Origin of the sequence: Desulfurivibrio modestus, from assembly GCF_044068625.1 — a bacterium.
In the GTDB taxonomy this organism is placed as follows: domain Bacteria; phylum Desulfobacterota; class Desulfobulbia; order Desulfobulbales; family Desulfurivibrionaceae; genus Desulfurivibrio.
This window is the reverse complement of record NZ_JBIPKH010000019.1, coordinates 24,367-42,470: the sequence shown is the minus strand read 5'-3', so window position 1 is coordinate 42,470 and position 18,104 is coordinate 24,367. Positions and strand designations below refer to the sequence as shown.

Genomic DNA, 18,104 nt, shown 5'->3' with positions numbered 1-18,104 from the left:
GTCAGACCCCATTTTTTATGTTTTTCTGTCCCGGTTTTCCCTCCGGAAACGCCCATCATAATCCCGGCTCGCGCAGCAGGACATCCTTGATCAGGTCGATCTGGCCCTCGGCCCGGGCCATCTCTTCGGCCAGCAGGCCTTGGCGGGATTCAAATTCCGCCAGGGTCGATTCCAGTTGTTTAATCCTGCTCTGACGTTCGGTCGCCAGCTTGGCCTGTTCCGCCTTGGCCCGGGTGGCTTGATCCAGTTGTGTCTTGAGTTCCGACAGGTGACGGCTCTGCTCGTCGAGGGACTTGCTCAACTCATCGAGCTTGGCCTGACGTTCGGTCGCCAGCTTGGCCTGTTCCGCCTTGGCCCGGGTGGCTTGATCCAGTTGTGTCTTGAGTTCCAACAGGTGACGGCTCTGCTCGTCGAGGGACTTGCTCAACTCATCGAGCTTGGCCTGACGTTCGGTCGCCAGCTTGGCCTGTTCCGCCTTGGCCTTCTGCAGTTGTTCAACCTGAGATCGCAGCTCCCGGTTTTCGATTTTGAGTAGATTTTTTTGCAAAACCCAGCAGGGCCGGTCCGGATCCATCTCGGCCTCACAACTCACCACCTCGAAGCCCTTATCCTCCAGAAGCCGAAGCAACTGCTCGGCATCTCGCCCGCCCTCGTACAACGCCACCCTGCCGCAATGGAGCACGACCCGGTCGAAGAGATGAAGCATGCCCGCCTGCTGCAGGGCCTCGAGAACCTCGGCTTCTTCGCCGGGAACATCAATAACCAGCCAGTTTGACCGGTCCGGGGCAAGACCGCTGATCTCGACCAACTCAACCGGACTGAGGGCGTCCACCTCCACTTCCCGACTGAGCCGCAGGCCGGGAAACATTTCCCGCAGGCCGGTCGGGACGCGCAGACTGCTGAAGGCGGCCAGGTTGAAGATATTCAGAACGGCCCTGCTGCCTGCCGGGGCGATGGCCACCGCAACGACCTCAACCTGGGGCAGATGGGCGGTTCGGCGCGCAAGCTGCTGTGCCGCCACGGGATCGGCCTCAACCAGCACAATCCGTTCCGGCTTGGCAGCCAGGTATTCATCCAGCTCCCGGCCCCGACCGGCCCCCAGGTGGATAATGGCGGATAGCTGTGTCATGCCGGCTTATCCTCGACTGTTTTTTTCATGAATGGTTTGATCACACCCCGCAGGGGGCGGGTGATCTTCCAGGATTTGGAATTTTCCATATAGCTGATTTTACGTTCCAGTGCTTTCAGCTTTTTTTCCCTGCGACCAAAATCCTCTTTCTCCTCCTGCAACTGCATGTAGTACCTTTCCAGTTCTTCCTGAACCTGATGGAGCTGCAGCAGGAGCAGTTCGTTTTCCTCTTCCAGTTCCTTGCGCCGGCTTTCGGCCCGCTGCAATAGCTCGCCCTGCTCGACTTTGGACTTGCTTACCTGCTCTAACTTTGATTGCTGTTCGGCCAAAAGTTTGGCCTGTTTTGCCCGTTCGCTCTCCAGTTGTTTAACCTTGCTCTCGTACTGTTGTTGAAGCTCTTCCTTGTCAGAACGGGAATCCTCGAGCTGCTTCAGTTGCAAGTATCTGTTTTCCAGTTCTTCCTGAACCTGATGGAGCTGCAGCAGGAGCAGTTCGTTTTCCTCTTCCAGTTCCTTGCGCCGGCTTTCGGCCCGCTGCAGCAGCTCGCCCTGCTCGACTTTGGACTTGCTTACCTGCTCCAGTTGATCCAGCAAATTGCGGTAATCATCGTAAAGCCTTTGGCAATCCCAATATGGCAGCGGCAGTTCGCCCAAGGGCAGCGATCCGGCCTCAAGTTCGGCCAGCAAATCGTTCAGCTCGGGGGACTGGGCAACCATCTGCTGGGCAATCAACTGGTAAATATCGGATCTGGTGGCGACAGCAGAGGATTTAGGGTGGGATTCAGAGTTGGCGGGCGCGTTTTTTAAGCCCAGATAATCATGGCAGGCCTGGGAAAAAAGTTCGGGAGCAGCCAGGGCGCAGTCAACGTCGATCAGAGTGGCCCGCGCCCGGTTGCGCCGGTAGTATTGCAGGAGTTTTTTGGCGGCGGATTGCCACTGTTCAAGCAGCTCTTTCGGCTCCCGATTTTCGGCCATCGCTTGTGCCAATAATCTCTCCGGCCGGCTGTGCAGCAGCAACAAGTGGGTGTCGGCAAATTCACCAACCCAGAAATCCAGCGGAACTCCGTTTAAGGGAAAGGGGTCAACCGCCAGCACGGAGGGAGATTCGCAGCCATTCAGCAGCTCGGCACAGGCCTCTCTGAATGCCGCGTTTGCGGCTCCACCCTTGGCTCCCGATCGCCACTTTTCCAAACGCGTGGCCGCCGGGCAGGCACAACCGGCCCGCTGCAAGAGCGGCAGAACGCGCTCCCAGTTACAGAAGGGGGTAGAGCCAACGATCAGGTACATTAAAACTCCTCCGTTTTGCAGATTGTTGCCACCTTAGTTGCCATCCGACAACGGTTTTCTGCAACTAAATATCAGCCTATTCGGGTCAAACCCCATCATGGCGCAATCGGCTTTCGGCGCCAGGTCGGTTCCACGGAACACCTGGACCGCAAAACCGGCCTCACTTATCCGCTCAACGTAATCTGGCCCGCAACGCCTCACGTGGTCCCATTGACCAAAGTGTTTTTTCCTTTCTTCCGGTTCAATGATCGCCGGGTTCTCGTATGTTTCCCGGGCCATGATCGGCACCTGCAAAACCGCCCAGCCACCGGGAGACAGGACCCGATAAAACTCCGCGATCGCTTTGCGATCATCGACAACGTGCTCCAGCACATGGCTGCAATAGATAATCGAAAAGGAGTTGGCGGGGTAATTGATGGCCGTAATATCCATCTTGACCATGGCCCTCGGGCTGCTCAGATCCGCGCTCAGATAATCCAGGTTATTGATTTCGCAAAATTTTCCCGCCAGAAACTTTTCCGGCGCGATATGAAGCATTATTTTTTTTGTGGTGCCGTCGAAGAGGTCGGTCTTCATTTTAAAATAGAGCCAATCCAACCGATGCCTTTCCAGCGAGCCGCATATGGGACACCTGGCACTTGCCCTTGGCGGATCCCCGAACGGCAGGAAACTTTGTACTCTGCTTTCACAAATAGGGCAATAACAGGACCCGGCAGGACTGATCCCATCGGTGGGTCGGCAAATCTGAGCCACCAGCCGCGCCAGGACAGGCTTAACCAGGCGTTTAATATTATTAATTGCAGGCATGTAATGTTTCAGTTCGATAATTGTCGCCCAACCGGGGCGGATAGTTCGGCGAGTTTGTCACATTTAGTCCGGCAAGTAAAGAGACAATCATTTGCCATCATCAGCAAATTCTGTTCCGTCCAGGGCTTCCAGAAAACCGCGAATAGCTTCAACCCGGACCAGGGCCCTTTGCGAACCTTTTTTTTCCAAGTGGGCCTGACCGGAAAAAAGTCGGGCCACCCAGCCAGCATGGGCAAAGGCCCCGGCCTGCTCGGCGTAAGGAGGACACGGCAAATCCCATGGCTCAATCGGCCAACGATCCCACTTCCCCGGTACCCCAAGCCGCCAGAACAACTCCACCTTGGGGCGCCGACCGTAGGGGAATGCGCAGTTGAACTCCAAAGGGGCATCCCGGCGAAAAAGTATTTGGGGTTCCTCGCCGGCTTTGGGGGTAAAGCTGTCGTTCAGTAATTGACGGTTATCGGTAACTCTGGCCATTGGCACCAGAAAGTAAGGAATTTCCGGAGAGGTTGTCACCGCTTCCCGCAACTGCCGCCAGGCATCGGGGGTGAGGGAGCAGTTGCCGTCCCATGGCAGCACCCATTTGGCCAGTTGCCGCCCCTCCCTGAGGGCCGCGTTCCTGGCCCCGTTGTTGTTCATTACATAATTATTTTTATGGCGATAAAGGCGCATAATGACTCGTCCCTGTTCCCCTTCGCTCAGGCGGGAAAAGAGGCGGCTGCCGGGTTTGTATTTCTCGAATTCAAACGAGTTATCCCAAGGAATACTCCGGTATTCATCCCACACAAAAGGGATATGAATAAAGGGTTTCCCGCTGCTTTCCAGCAGGGCAATGATGGCCCGCTCCTCCTCGGAATCAACGATACGGTTGACCACGAAACGTTTTTCACAGCCGGGAAAATCTGCCTCGTTTTTCAGAATAAAAGAGAGATTGGCCCGGGACTGGCCCTTGCTGTGCCGGGGAACCAGGTCGTTGCCGATAATCCGGTAGAGCACAAAATTATCAGCTTCTTGAGCCAGACCGCTCGCCCGATATTCCCGCAACAATTGTTCCCGTGAATATCGCCGTGGCACCGGACCACGGTCCAGTGGAGTGGGTAACGGCGCAAGCCACCTCCCCTTTTTCCCTCCTGCCGGCCATAGCAGGCGTTTGAGACTGCGGGCCCCTGGAACTTGGGCCACCAGTTGACGCATCAGACTTAAATCAAAAGCCGACATTAAATTAAGCCTCCACTTAAGCCATGCCGGTCAAAATTTTTGCCGCCTGCTGCAAGGCGGCTTTATAGCGTCGGCCCCTGATCATTCTTTCAAGCTCCTGACAACCGGCCGCAAACAGAATATCAGCCGGAGCCAACTCCGCAGAAACATCATTTCTAGTCGCCCGCACGGTGTCCAATATCTCCGCCAAATCAACCTCCTTGAGGTTGATCGGGATTCCTGCCCCCAAAGGTTCCAGGGACCAACGACACCATGTCATTACCAGTGGCTCACCGTCGCCGGCGAGCATTATCTGGTGTGGCTGCAGGTCGGGGTTATAAATATAAAGAGGCAACTTTTCCAGTTTCTCTCGAATTACAGGCAGCTTTTCCAGCAGCCGCCCCAGGTTGTCTGCTTCCGCCTCTGTATCGACCGCAACCTGCATGGATGAAACGAGGTTTTCATCGAGGCGCTGGGGCAAAAGAGGGCTTGACGAGCAGTACGCCGCCACCAACCCCGGGGGGGGGCTATGGCCCCATCTCCGGCCGATCAGCGTTTTCTGCAGGGCACCCCAATCCGCGCCGGTTGGTCGTTCTCCCGAGCCGGCTTCACAGATCTGGCATTGAAATGAGCCAGCGAAATACTGGGTAATAAGTTTGGGGGCATGCAATCCGGAACGGGAGACATGGCTAAAAAGAAAGGCCTCATGTTCCAATTTCTGTAAATGTTTGGGCGAATAAACATCCATGCGGTAATGTCGCTTTTCGGCAGCCTGCTCCCCGGCAACCGTAATCGCAAAGTAACTCACACCGGGAATTACAGGGTCAAGCCAGGTAACATCGGGCTTTGCCGGCAGAGCCATAACTCGCCCGAGTTCATGCTCTGCCCTTTGATTGCGGTTTCTTTTATTAAAAAGCTCCCGAAAAACGACCTCCTCGGGCGCTTCCTTCTCCTGCAATTGAATATCCTTGAAAACCAGGGCATCAATCCGGTGCCTAGCCCCCGCAAGGGTGACCGTGTCTTTAACGATGGCCACCAGCGAACCGGCGAGTTGGCGCAAAATGATAATGGAAAGAATCGCCGCCAGGATGTTGGCATCCTCCGAAAGCAGCAGGGGGATCAACAGGACGATAAATGAGGAGAGAAAAACTAGTGAGGCCAGAACTTTGAGGTAGTTAAGCAGGTTGTCCCTGATATAGGCCGCTAAAGGCCGGGGTTCAAGCTGATCATAACTACGGGCAAAAAAGGCGGTAAAAACGTAAAAAAACACCATAATCCCTACTACAAAAATAAAAAGCTGGGTATTAATCAGCAATCCAACCAGCAACCCGGCCGTCACAAAAGTGCTGTCCGCGCAAATACCGCAAAATTTAGCATAATATCCCTGAACCACCGCCTGTTGGTTGTTCAGCAGCGGAATAACCTGGGCCTGCCGCAGGACTTGAGCGCTGCCGGCAAGAGCCAGTCGGTCCACGAGGGCATCCAGGATCATGGTCAGGATATAACAGGCGATGGCGCCGAGGGTGAAACCGACAATCCAAGCAGTTTTCTGCTCCGGGGTGATAAAAAACTGAAAGTAGCGAGGCACCCCGGGGGAGCCCGCCAGTAAAATAACCTTCAGGGGCATGAAAAAAGCCAGGACGTAGAAAACCCGAGAGGCCGAGGCCATGAGAATGATTGCCAGGGTTGTCCAAGGCCTGATCCGCAGAAAATTCCGGATTACAGTGCCAAACCAGCCCCAGAAAGAAGTAGTTTCCGTAAACAGATTCATGACTATTTCAGCTCAAGCCTTGCCGGACCCAGCAGACCGTTTGCGGCACGGCCGCATGATATTAAATTTATAAAATTACATGACAAACCATTAGGTTGCACCGTGGCAAGACATATAACACAAAAATCAAGCCAGAAGGAGATAAAATGGCGGCGAACAGGCCGACCTGCACCATCATGGTTAAAAAGGGTACAGATCTATTTTTTATCCGCTCGGCAATGCGCCTTCGACAATAATAATACGGTGTTCCCCCGTTGCGCCCCATCGCTCACCACAAGGATGCTGCAACCCGTTCCCGACCCGGCCGGCTTACTCCGGCCCGATCTGCATGGTCGTGCCAGCCTGCAACCGCCTCACGAACCTGCTCGATGATATTTGCGGCTTCCCGGTCATCCAATCCGGCCTCCTTGGCCAATTTCAGTATTTGCCCACGGCCGGGATTGCGTCCTTCACCGTCCAGGGTCATGGTGTGTTCGCCACCGGGCCCGGAGGCAAAAACAAGATCGTAAGCCTGGGCCAGTCGCCACTCGGCATTGGTGTCATCCATCATGAAGGCAAAGTTTTTCACATGATCGTCCCGGTTGTGCGCCAAGACATTGAAGACCATCCGGCGAAAGGCTTGTGCGACCTGGCGGTGGTCACGGGTCAACAACGATGTGGCTTTGAGCAGATCACGGTAATCCATGGCAGGAATCCGAAAGTTGGCCTGGATCAGGTTGCCGAAAGTGTGCATGTGAAAACGGCGAGCATGATGGCGATCGAACCGTTGGCAACCGAAAAAGCGGTCACCCTCGCGGGTGACAAAGAGACGGCTCCGGGGCAGTTCGATGCCGGCGGCGGCGGCCATCAAGGAATAAGCGTATTCGATCGCCCCGGCATCGGTGTCATCGTAGTGGGACGAAAATTTGACGATCCAGGGCTCGAACCCGGCAGGCAACTGGTCGCTCCCCCCGGCGATGATTCGGTCGCGCAAAGGATCAAATCCGACCAAAACCTTGGGCCGCGCTCCACCCGGTGAACCACCGGCCCGCAGCAACTGCGGCAGCACCTCCACCGTCTCGCCAAGGAGTATTTCTTCAGCGTGGCGGGCCAGGCGGTGAAGATCGAAAGTCTCCGGCACAACTTCAGGCTGCTGCGATGGCGGATGGTAGGTCAACGCGCCCATGGTGCGGGTGCCCAACCAGGCCAACCGATCCAGCGCTCCTAAACTCTCCAGGTTCATGCCGGAAGCCCGAAAGTGGCGATCCATCAGCAACAGTCCCCAGCCATCGGGCAGGGAATCGTCGAACAGGCCGGGCAGCGGGCCAAAACTATGGTCGGTATGCTCGAACAGGCCGGGGGCGAAAGGCAGCCGGAAGGGGGAAAGGTTCAGACCGGTGGTCAAAAATTCCGGGGTATATTCAAAATAGACCCGGTTACGATCTTCGGCCAGAAAGCCGACAACCAACTCATCCCCCGGGGTGCGGGTAAAGCGGACTTCGACTTTTTTCATACCCGACCTCGTTTGGGCAAAGGCTTGGCGGCCCGGCGTTCAAGTTCGGCGATACCGGCAGCCGGTGGCAACTGCAGAATCTCCGCAAAATCGTTGAGCCGCCCAAGGGCATGGGCAACTCTTAACACCAGGTCGAGGGATGCCTTGCCTTGGGTTTCAAAACGCTTGAGCGAGGCGGCGGAAACTCCGGCCCTCGCTGCCAGGGTTTCCCTGGTCCAGATTTTAAGCAACCGCAGTTCCCGCAAACGCCGGGCCAACGACAAGCCCATTTCCCGGGGGGTGGTCAATGTAAGAAGTGCCGGTTCCATGCTTCGATTATACCGGACCAGAGAAAAACAGACAATATTTTATCCTTAACACCATGTAATTCGTGTTTATAGATAAAATATTACTTTTTATTATTTAATTCTGGCCATATGAGTGACCGAATATCCATGATTAGCAGAGGTTATGCTTGAAAAGAACACTGGATAAAACCAACCGAACGTGTTACCTGTAACAGAAGAACATTTGGAGGTTACAACATGATCGCATCAAGCGCGGCAAGAGTACGTAAGCACAGAGAGGGGTTACGCAAGGCAGGATTACGGCCGGTGCAGATTTGGGTTCCCGATACCCGAAAACCGTCGTTTGCCAAGGAGTGCCGGCGGCAATCGGCAATGCTGCTAAATGACCCCGATGAACGCGAAGTGCTGAATTGGATTGAGACCGGCACCGACGTAACGGGTTGGGAATGAGACGCGGCGATCTGGTGACGGTGGCGCTGCCTGGTGATTATGGCAAGCCGAGGCCGGCACTGCTCATTCAAGCTGATTTCTTTGATCTTCACCCATCGGTGACGGTATTGCCGGTAACCAGTGCCTTGCGGGAAACCCCGCTGTTTCGGATAACGATTCACCCCAGCGAAACCAATGGCTTACAAAAAACATCTCAGGTCATGGTGGACAAAACCATGACCGTGGCACGCGAAAAGGTGGGAGCCGCGTTCGGCACGGTTGAGAAAGAGATACTGACGGAAGTTGAGCAGTCTTTGGCGGTCTTTCTCGGGATAGCGTAATTTCCTCGCGACGCAGGCATGGTGTGGCAACCACCTTTTCGATCCGTTGCAGTGACCGAATATCAACGGCTTCATGTCAGCCTGGCCAACAGCCGGTGAAAGCTGATTGCCGGGGACACGGAGGTTGTGGAGCGCTGCTGCTCCTCATCGCCGCCGTAAACCAGGGCCCGCCCCTGACCGTGGGGAAAGTTTTTCCCAAAATGGTCAAGCCCTTTAAAGTAGTCGCGATTGATGGTCATTCCGGCTTTGATCTCGACGGGGTACAAATCCGGCCCCAAACTGAGCAGCAAATCCACCTCATTGCCGTTGCTGTCGCGATAAAAATGCAAATTTGAACGCTTACCCCGATGCAGCCGGAATTTCAGCGCCTCCATAATCACCAGGTTTTCAAAAAGATTGCCGCGCAGAGGATCGCGACTGACATGGTTAACGCTCTCCAATCCCAGCAGATGGGCGGCCAAACCCACATCATAAAAATAGAGCTTGGGCGACTTGACCAGCCTTTTGGCAATGTTGGCAGCGTAAGGAGGCAACCGAAAAAGGATAAAACTTGCTTCCAGCAGGGTCAGCCAGTTGCGGGCAGTTTGATGGGAAACCCCGGCATCGGCCGCCAGGTTGCTGAAATTGAGCAACTGGCCGATCCGGCCGGCGCAGAGGGTGACAAAACGCTGAAGCAGAACCAGGTCCTTGATGTTGATCAACTTCCTGATGTCCCGCTCGACATAGGTTTCCAGGTAGGCGGCCAGAGCCTGAACGGGGTCAAGATCATCCTTCCAGATCCGGGGGTAAAAACCTTTGAGCAGCAACTGGTCGACTCCGGTATCCGTCAGGCGATCATCCAGTTCATCCATGCTCAACGGTAACAGCTTGATAATCGCCGTCCGGCCGGCCAGGGATTGATTGACGGCGCTGGTTACTTCAAACTGCTGACTGCCGGTAAGAATAAACAGGCCCGGCCGCTGCTCTTCGTCAACTATGGTCTGAATATAAGAGAGCAGTTCCGGGGCTTGCTGGATTTCATCCAAGATCGCTCCGTCCGGCAGACCCGCCAAAAATCCGCGGGGATCTTCCTGGGCAAAGCGACGCGTATCAAGATTTTCCAGACTGACATATTTTTTGTCCGCAAAAACCATGCGGCACAAGGTGGTTTTGCCGCTCTGTCGTGGCCCGGTAATGGTCACCACCGGATACTGCCCGGAAAATTTCCGCAGATAAGGCGCTGCTGTACGGGGAATAATAGTCATACCGGAACGTAGCCCGCAATTATGCAGATTGCAACTTTTAATTTAAATATACATAAAAAAGGGGGCAGATCTATTTATTAGCTAAGATGTTCTTTTGAGTCAGCAGCCCGATTATGCTTGCGACGCATTCCGTCAAAAGGCGATTGCCGGTATCAAGACGGAGGTCCGGGTTAGCCGGGGCCTCGTAGGGGGCGGATACTCCCGTGTAGTTTTTGATCAGCCCGGCCCGGGCTTTCTATGCCGTTTTTTCCGGGAAAAGCCCCGGCAGCCAGCGCGAGGCGAGCTTGGCGGGAAAGGCCAGACGAAGAGGCGCCCGCGAACTGGCGGAGGCCAGGGCCTCTTGCTCGATAAGCGCGGCCGTTACGCGGCGGGCCTGGCGCTCGCTGGTGCCGGTGATACGGGCAACTTCGCCCCGGGGCAGCTCACCGCGATAAAGCACGGCTTCCAGCACCGCGCCTGACTTTGGCGGCAGGGTATCGGCCCGGATTTCCTCCTCCGCCCAGATCAGGATACGGTCGCGCAGCCGATCCGGCTGAACCAGGCTTTCCATGAATTTCACCTGGTCGATGCAGGTGGTGAGAAAGAAGCGGGTGAACTCCGCCAACGCCTCTTCGCTCAAATGGCCGCGACCGTCAAGATCATTGCGCCGCACCATATCGCACGCCACAAGCTGACTCTTGTAGGTGCCCTCATTGCGGGCCAGTCCCCTGGCGATGGACCAGACACCGCCCGTATTCAAGGTCTCCAGCAGCATCGCGTAAGAGATCAGACGCGCGACCCGACCATTGCCGTCGAGGAACGGGTGGATCCAGAGCAGCCGGTGATGCGCCGCCGCCGCGGCCAGAATAGCATCCGTTGGGCCGAGATTGCCGTAGCCCGCTTCGAAGCGCGCCAGGAAGCGGGGCAAGGCGCCGGGACTGACGGGTACATGCCGACCCACCCGAACATCGCGCTCCCGCAACGCGCCGGGGATGACCCTTATTCTCTCGCCGCTTTCCGGGTCTTTCGCCCAGAGCAGGTCGCCGGGGAGCAACTCACCAAAGCGCCGGTGAGTCTCGAGGAGACCGCTGCCGGTTGTGGCCCGGCCCTTTAATCCGCCATCATCAATCCATTTCTGGACCGCGATATGAGCCTTTGCTTCGAGCTGCAGGTCGCGCTGGGCGGGATCCGTACTGTAGTCGTTCTTGAGCGCGCGTTCGATATCGACCGGGTGGGTATCGTGACCTTCGATCAAGTTGCTGTAGTAGCAGTTCATGGCCCGTACCAGATCAGCCAGGGCCGCCATTACCCCCCTCGGCAGACTGCGGCGGAACCCGGCAGCCTTGCCCGCAAGTTCAATGGCGAGATCACATAAAGCCGTGCGGTGTCTTGAGCTTTCGCTCACCACCATCGGCTCCATCAAGGCGATCGATTCGCCACGGTCCGGGAGGTTTAAGGCCGCTGCAATGGCCGGTTCATTGTCCGCGCTAATTACACTCATGAACGCTCTTATATCATAGAGTTAAAAGGTTGTCCAGTTACTCAAAGAGCTTCACCGTGGCCGCTCTAATGACCGCTTAGGAAACCACTAGTATTTGTCCATGAGGGCCCGGGCGAATCTTTCCAAATCAGCCACATTCTCGTGGCATACCCGGAAAACCACTTCCAGATCTATCTTGCCGTATTCATGTACCACCAGGTTGCGAAAACCCACGGCCTTGACCATGGCCTCCGTCAGTTCGGGCTCGATGAGGCCTTTGTCCTCCAGGAGGTAAAAAAGCTCGTTGGTGCTTCCGGCCGCGCCCAGCCCCTCTTCGCTGACCACATGCGCGGCCAGGTCGATACAGTTCTGGATGGCCATCTGCAGATTGAACAAAATGCTTTCCTGGCAATCAATATCCCGCAGAAAAATATCCGGGCCGATCTCCCGTTTCGTACGGACCCTTTGCAGATGTTTTTCCATGGCCGATATTTTGGCCAGTATAATGTTCTTATCCACCATGCCCGCGCCTCAGTCTGTTTTCGAGACCCTGTTGCGTCATGCGCAAATAGGGCATAAAGTCCGCCAGCAAGGCGGTGCTGATCATGCGGAACCTGGCCAGTTCCTTGCGATCCCGCACGTAGAGGAGTTCACCGTTGTTAAAAACCTGCGCCCGGGCCAGATAGGAAGCGTTGTTCAGGAACAGGAAATGAACATCCCGTCGCAGGATACGACCCAGGGCCGGCAGCAGGCTGTCCAGCAAAGCTTTGCGGGTCAGGGCCCGGGGTTCTCGAGCCAGCAAAAGGGCGATGTCGACATCGCTGCCGGGCCGCAACCGACCCTTCGCGGCCGACCCGAAAAGGTACGCCGCGCTGATTTCGTTCCGCTGAGCGAAGACCGGCTGCAACTGCCGAGCAATCTCGGAAGGCTGGGGATCTGGGGCAGGGGTCATTTTAGGAAACCAGGGAAACTCCCTATATTTTTCAATCCTGGTGCGCCCGGAGGGATTCGAACCCCCGACTCCCGGCTTCGAAGGCCGGTGCTCTATCCAGCTGAGCTACAGGCGCCCATGCCTTGTCAAACTGCGGAAAACCCCTTGATATTAGCCGGGTTGCTTAAAACCCGCCACATTCTTTCGGTGATCTCGGTGATCTCTTCGCTGGTGACGCTTAAAGGCAACCAGAGGTAAACCACATTGCCCATGGGGCGCAGGATCAGCCCCTCCTCCAGCCCGGCCAGATAGATCGGCCAACCCACCCGCTCAGCCGGAGCGAAGGGGGTTTTGGTGGCTCGGTCCTTGACCAGCTCCAGGGCGGCGATCATCCCCAACCGGCGCAGATCCCCCACCCAGGGCAGATCGCGGAAGCGTTCCAGCCGCCGGCCCAGATGTTCGATCTTGGCCGGCAGCCCGGCCATGGTCCGTTCCTGGCGGAAAACCTCCAACGAACCCAGGGCCGCCGCCGCCGCCAGGGGGTTGCCGGAAAAGGTGTGGCCGTGGAAAAAAGTCTTGCCCTGGCTATATTCGGCGTAAAAGGCCTGATAAACCTCGTCGGTGGTCATGGTGACCGCCATGGGCAGCATCCCCCCGGTCAATCCCTTGGATAAACAGAGGAAATCGGGAGTTACCCCCGCCGATTCCAGGGCGAACATCCGGCCGGTGCGGCCAAAACCGCTGGCCACCTCGTCGAAGATCAGGTGGACGCCGTGGCGACGGGTCAACTCGGCGGCCCGTCGCAACCACGCGGCCGGGTAGATAATCATCCCCCCGGCCGCCAGAATGCGCGGCTCCAGGATAAAGGCGGCGATCCCCTCCCCCTCCTCGGCCAGCAGTTTTTCCAGGGGGGCCAGGCAACGGCAGTCGCAGGCCAGGGGCGCGTCGGGATCATTCAGCCCGGCGGCATCCGCCGGGGGCGGCTCCATCCCGGCCGGGCAACGATAGCAGTAAGGGGGCGGAATTCGGTGGGAGGAAAACATCAGATGGGCAAAGGCCTGGTGAAACTCCGGCACCCCCCCCAGGCTCATGGTGCCGATGGTATCGCCATGGTAGCCCCGCTCCAGGGCCACCAGACCGCGCCGCCGGGGCTGGCCGCTCTGCTGCCAGTATTGCAGCGACATCTTCACCGCCACCTCGCAGGCGGTGGAGCCGTTGTCGGAATAGAAAACCTTGCTTAAAGCCGGCGGAGTCAGCTCCACCAGCTTTTCCGCCAGCAGGATGGCGGGTTCGTGGCTGGTGCCGGCCAGCAACACCTGATCCAACCGCTCCATTTGGGCCCTGACGTAAGCCTTCATGGTGGGGTGCCCATGGCCGTGCAAGATGCACCACCAGGAGGAGATGGTGTCGAAATAGCCCTTGCCCCGGCCATCGTAAAGCATCACTCCCTCGGCCCGGTCGATCAGCAGCAGGTCCCGCCGGGCGTAGTCGTACTGCTGGGTGAAGGGGTGCCAGAGGCAGGCCCGATCCTTTTGCTGCAAAATAGCTTCGTTCAAGATCCTTGCTCCTCCTCGACTCGCCCCTCGACTCGCCCCTCGACTCGATAGATGGCGGGGTACTGGCGATGGCGTTCGGCGTGATCCAGGCCGTAACCCACCAGAAAACCGTGGGCGTCGCTGAACCCGGGGTAATCCACGGTAACCTCCACCTCCCGCCGCTCATGTTTGTCGATCAGGGCGCAGACCCGCACCGAGGCCGCGCCCTTGGCCAGCAGATGCTCCCGGAGCCGGGCCAAAGTGCGGCCACTGTCCACGATATCCTCCACCAGCAGCAGATGGCGGCCGGTCAGATCCAGCTCCACATCCTTGCCCAGCCGCACCTCGCCGCAGGAGGCGGTGGCCTGGCCGTAGCTGGCCGCCCGCACGAAGTCCAGCATCAAGGGAATGCTGATCGCCCGGGCCAGGTCGGCGGTCAGCATGAAGGCGCCGTTGAGCACCCCCACCAGAACCAGATCCCGCCCGGCATAATCCCGGGAAATTTGCCGCCCCAACTCCCCCACCCGGGCGGCGATCTCCTCGGCACTGTACAAAACCTGCATTCCTTTCATCAACCCCTCCTCCTGTCCTCCTGGGGACGGAGTTAGTTTAGTAGGTTAACCGCCTTTTCCCTGGCCACTCGCTCGCCTCGCTGAATCGCCTGCGACACCGATGGCCGGCTCATGGCAAAATAGCCGGCCAACTCCGTGCCGCTGATACCAAGGCGCGAATAACCAAGGTAGCAGATTAGCCCCTTGGCGTGGGAAATATCGTTGGCCCGGCCTTTCTTTCTTAGGTCTTCCGGGGAAACAGCCAGCAGCTTGCAAACTTCCTGCACCAGTCTCGGTAAGTCCCAGCCCTGCCGCCTGTATTGCTCCCGGCGGGTCAATTTCTCCTCGGCCTTCTGCAGCACGGTGTTGACGAAATCCCCATCGCCAAGAATGCGTTCGTCACCCCGACAACATTCTCCGGAACGTTGCAACTGCCGCAAACCCTCCCACCCCCCGGCGCTTCTTCGTAAGCCCCCTCCGGTCAATTCTTCACGCCGGCCGAGACTGATCCCATCGGCAACAAACTGACGGTATCGGGATACCGCCTCCTGCTCGGTCCTGGAGAAACGCGCAAGGACTTCCACGACCACCTGCCAGTCTCTCCTGGTCCGCCCCGCAAGAACGGCGTGCCCGGACCACGGATATTGCTCCAGTTCGCCCATATCTTTCACAACTCCGGCCCTGAGGGGGTTCAGATGAATATAGCGCAGCAATTCCAGAAAATATTTTTCCTCTTGGCAAAAAACAGACTTGTACCGGTTTTGAAAAAGATAACCGCTTCGCTGGTGGCGACGGTTGAATGCTATGGCATAGCCGGAAAGAATTTTCCGCATCAGGCTGCTGAGCGATTGTTCGCCGGTGCGGACAAGAAGATGGAAGTGGTTAGGAAGCAATGCCCAGGCGTAGCACCGGCACCCGGTCTGGGAGAGGCCTGTTTCAAGACGGACAAGAAAGTCGTTCCGGTCGTTGTCGCCCAGGAAGATATCCTGACGATTCAACCCTCTGACAATGACATGATGAACTGCACCGGGGATATCAAGGCGTTTATGTCTTGGCATGCTGGAATCGTAGCTGGTTAAAATAGGATTGTCAACTAAGCTAATAAGCTAACTCCGTCCCCTTGGGTTCCTTGGGTTCGATCACGCCGCCCCAGAAAAGCCTTGACGCCCCGCCCTGCCTCCAGCATCATGGGACTCAAAAGCCCCGGCGACCTCCGGCAGCACCGGGCTTCACCCTCTGGAGGCACAACCATGAAAAAGTACGAATGCAACGTCTGCGGTTACATTTATGATCCGGAAGCCGGCGACCCGGAAGGGGGCATCGCCCCTGGCACCTCCTTTGCCGATCTGCCGGAAAGCTGGACCTGCCCGATCTGCGGGGCCGACAAGAGCCAGTTCTCGCCGATTGAGCAATAACCCCTATTTGCCGATGCAGAACCGGGAGAAGATGGCATCCAGCACATCGTCACCACTGGTCTCGCCGCTGATCTCACCCAGTTGCCCCAAAACGCCCTGCACCTCCACCGCCATCAGCTCCGGGGCCAGGGAGTTCTGCAAACCGGCGGCCACCCGCTCCGCCCCCTCCAGGGCCTTGACCAGGGCGGCCTCGTGCCGGGCGTTGGGCACGCAGGCATAACCGGGGTCCAACGGTTTGCCGCCGGTCAGGGCCTGAAAAACCGCGTCTTCCAGCGCCGCCAACCCCTGCCCGGTTCGGGCCGAGATCGCCACCAGGGGCCGCTCGGGAAAGTCGCCCGCCCAAGGGGTGGTCCCCTGGGCCGCCAACCCCCCGGCCACCTCCGGCAGATCGACCTTGTTCACCACCAGCAGCAGGTTTTTCTCCCGCACACTCTCATACAACGCCAGGTCTTCGGCGGTCACCCCCGCCGCCGCGTCCAGCAGCAGCAGGACCAGATCGGCCCGCTCCCCCAGGCTGCGGGACCGGCGAATCCCGATCTCCTCCACCTGTTCGCTGCTTTCCCGGATGCCGGCGGTATCGACGATCCGCACCGGCACCCCGTGGATATTCAGACCCTCTTCGATGGTATCGCGGGTGGTGCCGGGAATGGCGGTGACGATGGCCCGCTCCTCCCGCAGCAGGGCGTTGAGCAGACTGGATTTGCCCACGTTGGGCCGGCCCAGAATCACCACCGCCGCCCCCTCCCGGAAGATCCGGCCCCGGGCCCGGCCCGCCAGCAGCGCGGCCAGGGGGGCGTTTACCCCCTCCGCCAGTTGCCGATGGAGTTGGCGGTGATCGATGATCTCGCCATCCTCGTCGGGGAAATCGATGGCCACCTCCAGCACCGCCAGGATGGCCAGCAGGGCGTCACGGACCCCGGCCAGTTGCTGCTGGAGGCCGCCGCTGAGCTGGGAGATCGCCAGATTCAAGCCCTGACGGGTTTCGGCGTTGAGCAGATCGAGTACCGCCTCGGCCCGGGTCAGGTCGATGCGGCCATTGAGGAAGGCGCGTTTGGTGAACTCCCCCGGCTCGGCGGCCCGGACCCCCTCCATGGCCAGGATCAGGGCCAGAATCTCCCGCAGAACCACGTAGCCGCCATGGCAGTGGATCTCCACCACCTCCTCCCGGGTGTAGGTGGCGGGCGCGGCCATGTAAACCGCCATCACCTCGTCCAGGGGATGGCCGCTGCCGGGATCGATAATCCAACCGTAGCGCAAACGATGACTGGGAATTGGGGCGGGATGGGCGGCAGGTTTGGCCGGGCGGAAGAGGCGGGTCAGCACGGCGGGAGCCGCCGGGCCGCTGACCCGGATTATCCCGATCCCGCCGGGGCCGGGGGGGGTGGCAATGGCGGCGATGGTGGCCTGCTCGAATTCAGCGTAGGCGTCCATGGCGGACCGCCTCAGGACCTGCCTTTACCCCGGGAACGCGGCGGGCGCCGGCGCCCCCCTCCTTTACCCGGGAGGTGGATCAGAACCTTCTTGAACAGCCCTTCCCCCACGCTCCGGCTGCGGATCTCGCTGTCGCCCTGGAGGGCCAGATGGATAATGCGCCGTTCGGCCGGGCCGACGGCGGCCAGGGTCCGGTTCTGGCCACTGCTCTTGACCTCGGCGGCCAGGGCCAGGGCCCGTTCCCGCAACTCCTGATGGCGGCGATCCCGGTAGCCCCCGGCATCGAGTTCCAGCAGCACCCGCCGATTAAGCTCTTTGGTCAGCATCTTGCGCAGCAGATACTGGAGGGAGTCCAGCACCTGCCCCTCGGAACCCACCAGCAGCTCACTCTCCTCGCCAACCAGTTCGATGGGGATCTTGCCGTCGGGTTGGACCTCGCCGACCCGGGCTTCAACGGCCCGGCCGGTCAGCTCCAGCAGGCGGGCAACCGTGGCCGCCACCTTAGCCAGCTCCTCGGGGGAAAGGGGATCGACGCTCTCCGCCGACTCCTTTTCCGGGGCCGCGGCGGCCTTGCCGACCACTTCGTCGGCCACCTCAGCGGCCACCGGGGCGGCGGCGACCTTCAGCCCCACCCGGACCACCGCCTTGCGGCGGCCCAGGCCAAAAATCCCGGCGGAACCGGTGGTGACCACCTGGATCTCCAGGGCCTCTCTATCCACTCCCAGGGCGGCACAGGCGTTGGTGATCGCCTGATCGACATCGTCGCCCTTGTATTCCATTAAGGCACTCATCGCGATTT

Annotated in this window: 20 protein-coding genes and 1 tRNA gene; 3 read left to right on the top strand and 18 right to left on the bottom strand. The window is 58.4% G+C overall.

Translation table 11 applies throughout. The annotated features are described in order from the left end of the window. Positions 1 to 55: 55 nt before the first annotated feature. From ACHHRT_RS11135 to ACHHRT_RS11105, 7 genes are all read right to left on the bottom strand, one after another. Positions 56 to 1,129 (bottom strand): class I SAM-dependent methyltransferase, encoded by a 1,074-nt coding sequence (locus tag ACHHRT_RS11135; RefSeq protein ID WP_395499845.1) that lies wholly within the window; start codon positions 1,127 to 1,129, stop codon positions 56 to 58. Beyond that, entirely contained in the window at positions 1,126 to 2,415 is a 1,290-nt protein-coding gene (locus ACHHRT_RS11130) for a hypothetical protein (RefSeq protein WP_395499844.1), read from the bottom strand. Before ACHHRT_RS11130 ends, ACHHRT_RS11135 begins: the two co-directional genes overlap by 4 nt. 33 nt (positions 2,416 to 2,448) lie before the next feature. Beyond that, entirely contained in the window at positions 2,449 to 2,991 is a 543-nt protein-coding gene (locus tag ACHHRT_RS11125; protein WP_395499843.1) for a class I SAM-dependent methyltransferase, read from the bottom strand. 318 nt (positions 2,992 to 3,309) lie between these two features. Then, positions 3,310 to 4,218 (bottom strand): hypothetical protein, encoded by a 909-nt coding sequence (locus ACHHRT_RS11120; RefSeq protein ID WP_395499842.1) that lies wholly within the window; start codon positions 4,216 to 4,218, stop codon positions 3,310 to 3,312. A 238-nt stretch (positions 4,219 to 4,456) separates the two neighbouring features. Beyond that, positions 4,457 to 6,190, bottom strand: coding sequence for a hypothetical protein (locus ACHHRT_RS11115; protein ID WP_395499841.1), 1,734 nt, complete (start codon positions 6,188 to 6,190; stop codon positions 4,457 to 4,459). 268 nt (positions 6,191 to 6,458) lie between these two features. Then, positions 6,459 to 7,682: a type II toxin-antitoxin system HipA family toxin gene (locus tag ACHHRT_RS11110; protein ID WP_395499840.1), complete on the bottom strand. Its 1,224-nt coding sequence runs from the start codon at positions 7,680 to 7,682 to the stop codon at positions 6,459 to 6,461. Continuing rightward, on the bottom strand, positions 7,679 to 7,990 hold the full coding sequence (locus tag ACHHRT_RS11105) for a helix-turn-helix domain-containing protein (protein WP_395499839.1): 312 nt from the start codon (positions 7,988 to 7,990) through the stop codon (positions 7,679 to 7,681). Before ACHHRT_RS11105 ends, ACHHRT_RS11110 begins: the two co-directional genes overlap by 4 nt. Positions 7,991 to 8,206: 216 nt before the next feature. On the opposite strand from ACHHRT_RS11105, the gene ACHHRT_RS11100 reads away from it, so the two are divergent. Together ACHHRT_RS11100 and ACHHRT_RS11095 are read left to right on the top strand one after the other, a co-directional pair. Beyond that, positions 8,207 to 8,419: an antitoxin MazE family protein gene (locus ACHHRT_RS11100; protein ID WP_395499838.1), complete on the top strand. Its 213-nt coding sequence runs from the start codon at positions 8,207 to 8,209 to the stop codon at positions 8,417 to 8,419. Then, positions 8,416 to 8,739 (top strand): type II toxin-antitoxin system PemK/MazF family toxin, encoded by a 324-nt coding sequence (locus tag ACHHRT_RS11095; RefSeq protein ID WP_395499837.1) that lies wholly within the window; start codon positions 8,416 to 8,418, stop codon positions 8,737 to 8,739. Before ACHHRT_RS11100 ends, ACHHRT_RS11095 begins: the two co-directional genes overlap by 4 nt. Before the next feature lie 71 nt (positions 8,740 to 8,810). Here ACHHRT_RS11095 and ACHHRT_RS11090 read toward each other — a convergent pair whose 3' ends face one another. The 9 genes from ACHHRT_RS11090 to ACHHRT_RS11050 form a co-directional block, all read right to left on the bottom strand. Further along, positions 8,811 to 9,983 carry an ATP-binding protein gene (locus ACHHRT_RS11090; protein ID WP_395499836.1) on the bottom strand — a complete coding sequence of 391 codons (1,173 nt, stop codon included), beginning with the start codon at positions 9,981 to 9,983 and terminating at the stop codon, positions 8,811 to 8,813. 70 nt (positions 9,984 to 10,053) lie between these two features. Continuing rightward, positions 10,054 to 10,200, bottom strand: a complete 147-nt coding sequence (locus ACHHRT_RS11085) for a hypothetical protein (protein ID WP_395499846.1) — start codon at positions 10,198 to 10,200, stop codon at positions 10,054 to 10,056. Positions 10,201 to 10,218: 18 nt separating this feature from the next. Further along, positions 10,219 to 11,463 (bottom strand): Fic family protein, encoded by a 1,245-nt coding sequence (locus ACHHRT_RS11080; protein WP_395499835.1) that lies wholly within the window; start codon positions 11,461 to 11,463, stop codon positions 10,219 to 10,221. An 87-nt stretch (positions 11,464 to 11,550) separates the two neighbouring features. Beyond that, on the bottom strand, positions 11,551 to 11,925 hold the full coding sequence (gene hepT, locus ACHHRT_RS11075; RefSeq protein WP_395499834.1) for a type VII toxin-antitoxin system HepT family RNase toxin: 375 nt from the start codon (positions 11,923 to 11,925) through the stop codon (positions 11,551 to 11,553). A gap of 28 nt (positions 11,926 to 11,953) precedes the next feature. Continuing rightward, positions 11,954 to 12,394 carry a type VII toxin-antitoxin system MntA family adenylyltransferase antitoxin gene (gene mntA, locus ACHHRT_RS11070; protein WP_395499833.1) on the bottom strand — a complete coding sequence of 147 codons (441 nt, stop codon included), beginning with the start codon at positions 12,392 to 12,394 and terminating at the stop codon, positions 11,954 to 11,956. Between the two features lie 38 nt (positions 12,395 to 12,432). Next, a tRNA-Arg gene (locus tag ACHHRT_RS11065) sits at positions 12,433 to 12,509 on the bottom strand. Between the two features lie 10 nt (positions 12,510 to 12,519). Then, positions 12,520 to 13,929: an adenosylmethionine--8-amino-7-oxononanoate transaminase gene (bioA, locus tag ACHHRT_RS11060; RefSeq protein ID WP_395499832.1), complete on the bottom strand. Its 1,410-nt coding sequence runs from the start codon at positions 13,927 to 13,929 to the stop codon at positions 12,520 to 12,522. Next, complete coding sequence (gene hpt, locus ACHHRT_RS11055) at positions 13,926 to 14,480, bottom strand: hypoxanthine phosphoribosyltransferase (RefSeq protein WP_395499831.1); 555 nt, start codon at positions 14,478 to 14,480, stop codon at positions 13,926 to 13,928. The genes bioA and hpt overlap by 4 nt, the downstream gene beginning before the upstream one ends. 32 nt (positions 14,481 to 14,512) lie before the next feature. Continuing rightward, positions 14,513 to 15,517 (bottom strand): transposase, encoded by a 1,005-nt coding sequence (locus tag ACHHRT_RS11050; protein WP_395499830.1) that lies wholly within the window; start codon positions 15,515 to 15,517, stop codon positions 14,513 to 14,515. A gap of 192 nt (positions 15,518 to 15,709) precedes the next feature. On the opposite strand from ACHHRT_RS11050, the gene rd reads away from it, so the two are divergent. Further along, entirely contained in the window at positions 15,710 to 15,874 is a 165-nt protein-coding gene (rd, locus tag ACHHRT_RS11045; RefSeq protein ID WP_395499829.1) for a rubredoxin, read from the top strand. Positions 15,875 to 15,877: 3 nt separating this feature from the next. Here rd and mnmE read toward each other — a convergent pair whose 3' ends face one another. Beyond that, on the bottom strand, positions 15,878 to 17,305 hold the full coding sequence (gene mnmE, locus ACHHRT_RS11040) for a tRNA uridine-5-carboxymethylaminomethyl(34) synthesis GTPase MnmE (RefSeq protein ID WP_395499828.1): 1,428 nt from the start codon (positions 17,303 to 17,305) through the stop codon (positions 15,878 to 15,880). 11 nt (positions 17,306 to 17,316) lie between these two features. Further along, positions 17,317 to 18,096, bottom strand: coding sequence for a Jag family protein (locus tag ACHHRT_RS11035; RefSeq protein ID WP_395499827.1), 780 nt, complete (start codon positions 18,094 to 18,096; stop codon positions 17,317 to 17,319). Positions 18,097 to 18,104: the final 8 nt, after the last annotated feature.